Annotated in this window: 5 protein-coding genes; 3 read left to right on the top strand and 2 right to left on the bottom strand. The window is 42.3% G+C overall.

Annotation, left to right across the window (positions count from 1 at the left end; all coding sequences use genetic code 11):
- Positions 1–415: 415 nt before the first annotated feature.
- Entirely contained in the window at positions 416–682 is a 267-nt protein-coding gene (locus tag QUB12_RS35370; RefSeq protein WP_333310792.1) for a hypothetical protein, read from the bottom strand.
- A gap of 330 nt (positions 683–1,012) precedes the next feature.
- Between QUB12_RS35370 and QUB12_RS35365 the strand changes: the two genes are divergently transcribed.
- Together QUB12_RS35365 and QUB12_RS35360 are read left to right on the top strand one after the other, a co-directional pair.
- Positions 1,013–1,720, top strand: a complete 708-nt coding sequence (locus tag QUB12_RS35365; RefSeq protein WP_333310790.1) for a thermonuclease family protein — start codon at positions 1,013–1,015, stop codon at positions 1,718–1,720.
- Between the two features lie 247 nt (positions 1,721–1,967).
- The gene (locus tag QUB12_RS35360; RefSeq protein WP_333213220.1) at positions 1,968–2,609 is read left to right on the top strand and encodes a hypothetical protein; all 642 of its coding nucleotides are present in this window, start codon (positions 1,968–1,970) and stop codon (positions 2,607–2,609) included.
- Positions 2,610–2,819: 210 nt separating this feature from the next.
- Here QUB12_RS35360 and QUB12_RS35355 read toward each other — a convergent pair whose 3' ends face one another.
- Positions 2,820–3,290 carry a thermonuclease family protein gene (locus tag QUB12_RS35355; protein WP_333310788.1) on the bottom strand — a complete coding sequence of 157 codons (471 nt, stop codon included), beginning with the start codon at positions 3,288–3,290 and terminating at the stop codon, positions 2,820–2,822.
- 245 nt (positions 3,291–3,535) lie between these two features.
- Between QUB12_RS35355 and QUB12_RS35350 the strand changes: the two genes are divergently transcribed.
- Positions 3,536–5,712, top strand: a 2,177-nt coding sequence (locus tag QUB12_RS35350) for a leucine-rich repeat domain-containing protein (RefSeq protein ID WP_333310786.1), incomplete at its 3' end; no start/stop codon positions are given.

The following is a 5,712-nucleotide window of genomic DNA, read 5'->3' as shown; positions in this document are numbered from 1 at the left end:
ATCCCCCAAACGGCAACCGACAGCGATCGCATCTCCCATTCTCCCACAGTGCAGGTATCTTGAATCGTGCTTCACACGGCGGACACTTAGCTAAAAGCTTAAGCTGATGGCGATCGCACTTCCAAACAGACTTAAACTGCCACTCAATCCGATGACAAGGCGACTCGGCATAACAAGCACCACATAATCGAATCGGTTCGTACTTCTATGTATTTTCTGATTGACAGCATCAAACCCTTGCGGCTTGTGGCAACCGTTCGATTGATCAAAACATCCCGTCTAGCAGCCCAGTGACTTCTTTTTGGTCGTGGGCGCGGTTGGCACTATAACCGAACTCAAGCAATACGCTGCAACGGTTTGGGAGGATTATGCTAGGCAGGCAACCGCTATTCCTATACTTTATTGAACGGATAAATTAGTTAATAACATCGGGGTTGTCCTCCGGGGCTCGCCCTTCGTCTGTTATCTCTCCTCCCCACTCCGCTACTGCTTCTTCTGCGAGAGCCAAATCGGGATATGGATTAGATGGGGAATCCAACATATAAAACTCACTATTTGGTGTTGCTGTAGCTCGCTCATTCTTCGTCCAATTATTGAGTAGATTGGCTAAATCCGCATCTTCACTTGTCCACTCGCCATTACTAACTTTGGCTTCTTTTCCATCGATATTGACAGTAACCATTACTTACCTCAGTCTGTGTTATTAAGGAATCATGCTTTAACGTACAATCATTTTACGTGCTAATTAAGTAATTTAATCAGCTCTATTTTGTTCTTTGTGCTATATTCAACTGTTCGATCGCCCTTGGGTTGTAGGTCATTGTTTTGGGTTCGATCGAACGGTAATTAGTTATAGTTCAGATAAATATCCAAATTCCTGAATCGGCTTAATGCTGTGGTAAATGCAAGTGTTGGGCAGGAAAAAACGGGAGAACTCGATCGCCCGAAGTCCCAAGCACCGCAGCAAAGACAGCAATTGGCTACCTAGTAATCACTAAACGGACTCTAGTAGATGTTCATTCCACCAACCGTCCCGACAATTCCTGCTCAAGTTTCCCAATCGCCAAATAATCCATTTATTAATGCCCAGGTAATTAGCGTCGGCGACGGCGATACCATCACAATCAGTAGCGCCAACGGACAAAACCTAACTGTGAGATTGGCGTGCATCGACACGCCAGAAAGGAATCAACAAGGAGGAAAAGAGGCAGCCAATCGCCTTACTGCACTTCTTCCCAAAGGTGCATCAGTTAAAGTCGTCGTTGTAGATAAAGACCAGTATGGTCGCACAGTTGGAGTCGTGTTTAACGGTAGTAAAAATATTAATGTGCAATTGCTACAAGAAGGGCAAGCGTGGGTCTATGAGCAGTACATCGGCAACTGCCGCACGACCGCCGAACAATTGCGCCAAGCTCAAAGCGTTGCTAAGCAAAATCGAGTTGGTTTGTGGAGCCAAGCCAATCCCTGCCCTCCTTGGGACTTTAGAAAAAATCAGTGTGCAGTAAAACCCGCTGCTGCTACACAAAAACCTGCACCAACTCCACAAAGGCCTGCGCCAAGTCCACGAAATAATTGCGACCCGAGTTACCCTGACGTGTGCATCCCACCCGCACCGCCTGATTTAAATTGCGGCGACATTTCTCACAAACGCTTTCGGGTACTGCAACCAGACCCACATGGGTTTGATAGAGATAAGGACGGCATTGGTTGCGAGAGGTAAAGGAAACTTGGCACATTTTGATTCCCGTTGATTCCCGTTTTTGCGCGGTTTGCAGGGCAACTGCACTGTCAAAATCTAAAACCTGAAATTATTTGGTCAGAAAGAGTGGCTGGTATTCGGTTCTTTAGCGGCGAAGCCGATCGGCTTCGCCGACAATCAACCAAACCGGAATCCCCCAACTACTTATAGTTAGGGCTTTTTTGCGTCACACTCGCACGTCGCAAGTGAGTGCTTTTTAAAAAACTGGATGTGGTGGGAGCGCTGGCACTCAGAAAGCGGTGAGAGCGGTCGGAGTGCGGTTAAAAATCCGCAAAGATTCACAGTTGCTAATCTTTTATGTAAAGAGCTATCATTATTATGCTTTTACATAGATAAAAACAATATGCTTTCCCAATCACCTGGTATTTATATTCTTTTAGCTGCTGTATTGTCTAGCGTCTCGTTATTAATTAATAATTGGATTAACAATAAATTTCAATTGGATCGTGAAAATCAACAAAGAATTTGGCAACAAGAAACTGAGAGACAAAAATGGTATCGAGAAAAAATTTATGAGTCCTATAGAAGTTCAATTCAAATTTTAACAAAAGTTATACAAGCGCAATATAAAGCGCAATTTACAAGTGAATACGATGATTCATATAATCCCGATCACGATTTAGACCTCGAACTACTCATAAAGAATTTATACTTTGAATTTTCTTCGGAGTTTACCTTAATAATAGTGGGTCATCCTGATAAAGGGACTAAAGAAATCAATGAAATAACAACTAGAATTATTGACAAAGGTGTGTTTAGAGATCCTTTTACTCTGCGGGAATTAATCACTAAAATAATGGAAAAAGATCCCAGAATAAAAGATGTTAATGAAGAGTATTTAAACAAGTAAAGTCTTCAACTAAGTCTAACTTGATATAGTAAGGTTTATGATGTCTCTAACTGGTAGCTAATAGAAACCCGCCAGAGTTGGAGTCTAGCGGGTTTGATGATTTTTAGATACTGTTGAAAGTTTTACTCACAAGCCATACCGTCTTTTTGTTTGTTAATTGGGTATGGGTCTTTGGGGATTAGGTGCAGGTTTTTGTGGGGTAATTGGATTCTATTTACACTGATTTTTTCTATAGTCCCAAGGTGGACAAGGATTATTTTTATTCCATAGTCCAATGCGCTGATGTTGAGCGGTAGCCTGACCTTGACGCAATTCTTTAACAATAGTGCTACATCTACCAACACCAATATAATTTTCATAGACCCATGCTTGCCCTTCTTGCACCATTTGTAAATTAATATTTTTTTTGTCAAAAACCACCAAAACTACCAGTAATTGGTGTTCATATAGGCCTTTATATGCAGGGTAAAGTTTGATTGATGTACCTTTTGGAAGTAGTGTGTTAAGGCGATTATATGCCTCTTTTCCTCCTTCTTGATTTTTTTCAGGTGCGTCAATGCAAGATAACCTTACTGTTATATTTTGTCCTTTATTACTGCGAACAGTGAGTGTATCGCCGTCTTCAATATTGACTATTTGGGCGTTAATAACTTGTGCGGAAACAGCTTGAGCAAGGATCATTATTTTCTTTTATTTGTTAGGTTTTTAGATGGTAATTAATCTAACTATACCTGTTTTGGAGTTTATACTCTGGATATTTTTGAATTTGATAATGTTTTATGTCAAAATATGTGTTTTCTCGATGCAGCTGCAAAAGTTACAGGCATTAGGCGGGAAAGTGTCATATCCCAGCCTAGAACAAGGTTTTGGAGCGAGTGGGAAAATTTGAGTCACAATAAAATGAATACTACTGAGAGGCAAAAGAGATGACCCGAAAGGAAGCAGTGCGACGAATTGAGTGGGCTGTCGCAAAGAAATTGACGGAACTAGATTTATCAGGGCTGGATCTGAAAGAACTGCCGCCAGAAATTGTCAACTGTACGCATTTGACACAGCTTTTACTTAGCCAAAATCAAATTACCCAGCTCCCAGAGGCGCTTGGGCAAGTGTCAAATCTGACAGAACTTAACCTCAGTGAAAATCAGATTACCTCTATCCCAGAGGCGCTCGGGCAACTGTCAAATCTGACAGGGCTTAACCTCAGCCATAACCAGATTACTTCCATCCCAGAGGCATTGGGGCAACTGTCAAATCTGATATGGCTGGATCTTAGCAGCAATAAAATTAACTCCATCCCAGAAGCACTAGGGTCTCTGTTTAACGTGACAAGGCTCGATCTTAGCAACAATAAAATTAACTCTATCTCAGAGGCGTTAGGGCAACTATCTAATTTGGCAACACTTGACTTAAGTAACAATGAAATTACTTCCCTCCCAGAAACGCTGGGGCAACTGTTCAATTTGATAGGGCTTTACTGTGGTGAAAATCAGATTACCTCTATCCCAAAAGATATTGGACAACTATCAAATCTGGGATGGCTTGATCTGAGTAACAATAAAATTACCTCCATTCCAGAGGCACTTAGTCAATTGTCCAATCTAACACAACTTCTCCTCAATAACAATAAGATTACCTCTATTCCCGACGCACTTGGGCGGTTGTCCAATCTGACACTATTTAAGCTCAGTTACAATGAGATTACTTCTATCCCAGAGGTAATTGGGCAACTGTCGAGTTTGACAGGACTTTACCTTGGTAACAATCAGATTAGGGAAATCCCACAGACAATTGGGCAACTATCCAATCTGAAATGGCTTGAACTCAGTAATGAAGTGCCTTGGGGAGTGTCCGATATGACACGGTTTAATCAGATTACCTTCATCCCAGAGGCGCTAGGACAATTGTCGAGTCTGAGAGGGCTTTACATTCGTCACAACCAGATTACCTGTATTCCAGATGCTCTCGGTAAATTGTTGAAGCTGACAGAGCTTGACCTTGGGTACAATCAGATTAGAAAAATCCCAGATGTGATCGCACAACTGTGGAATTTGACACGAATTGATCTCTCTAACAATCAAATTGAAGCTCTTCCAAAAGCGATCACCCATCTGTCAAATCTGACAGAACTTATCCTCGATTACAATCAAATTGGATCCAGGTCTACAGAGCTGATTACGCGACTGTCCAAGCTGACACAGCTTAGCCTTCGTTCTAATCGTATTTACTTAATTCCAGAGGAGCTCGGTCAACTGTCCAATTTAACATACCTTGATCTCTCTAACAATATGGACATAGAGTTCATTCCAGAGGAGCTCGGTCAATTGTCCAATCTGCAATGGCTTGCTATCAGCTCCAATCAGATTACTTCCATTCCCGACGAACTCGGTCAATTATCGAATTTGACACACCTTGACCTCTGTTGCACTCAGATTACCTCCATCCCAGAGGAACTCAGGCAACTGTCGAATTTGATACGGCTTAACCTGGGTTACAATCAGATTACCTCCATCCCAGAGGCGATCGGGCAACTGAAAAACCTGACATGGCTTTGTCTGGGTGAAAATCCGATTACCTCCATCCCAGAGGCGATCGGGCAATTGGAAAACCTGACAATGCTTTCCATCTTTAAAACTCAGATTACCTCCATCCCAGAGGCGATCGGGCAACTGAAAAACCTGATATGGCTTTGTCTGGGTGACAATCAAATTACCACTATCCCCGATGTGATCGGGAAATTATCGAATCTGAAAGAGCTTCGCCTCCCTAATAATCAGATTACTGAAATCCCAGAGGCGATTTGCAGGATGAAAAATTTGGAAGAATTAGATTTGCGAGGTAATCCGGTGCCGATTCCCCCGCAAGTTCTGGGGTACGGTCAAGATGATGGAGGTTGGGGTGATTTGCGAGCCATTCTCGACTTTTATTTCCACACCCGGAATTCAGCGCTACCTGAGCTAGATACTAAGCACCAGAAAATTGAGTCTGAGGGATATTTTGACGCTGAAACTCTTCCAAATTCTGAGAATCAGAAAATTGAGTCTGAGGGATATTTTGACGCTGAAACTCTTCCAAATTCTGAGAATCAGAAAATTGAGTCTGAGGG

The sequence above is a fragment of the Microcoleus sp. B7-D4 genome (assembly GCF_036705125.1).
Taxonomy (GTDB): domain Bacteria; phylum Cyanobacteriota; class Cyanobacteriia; order Cyanobacteriales; family Microcoleaceae; genus Microcoleus.
This window is presented reverse-complemented; position numbering and strand designations above follow the sequence as displayed.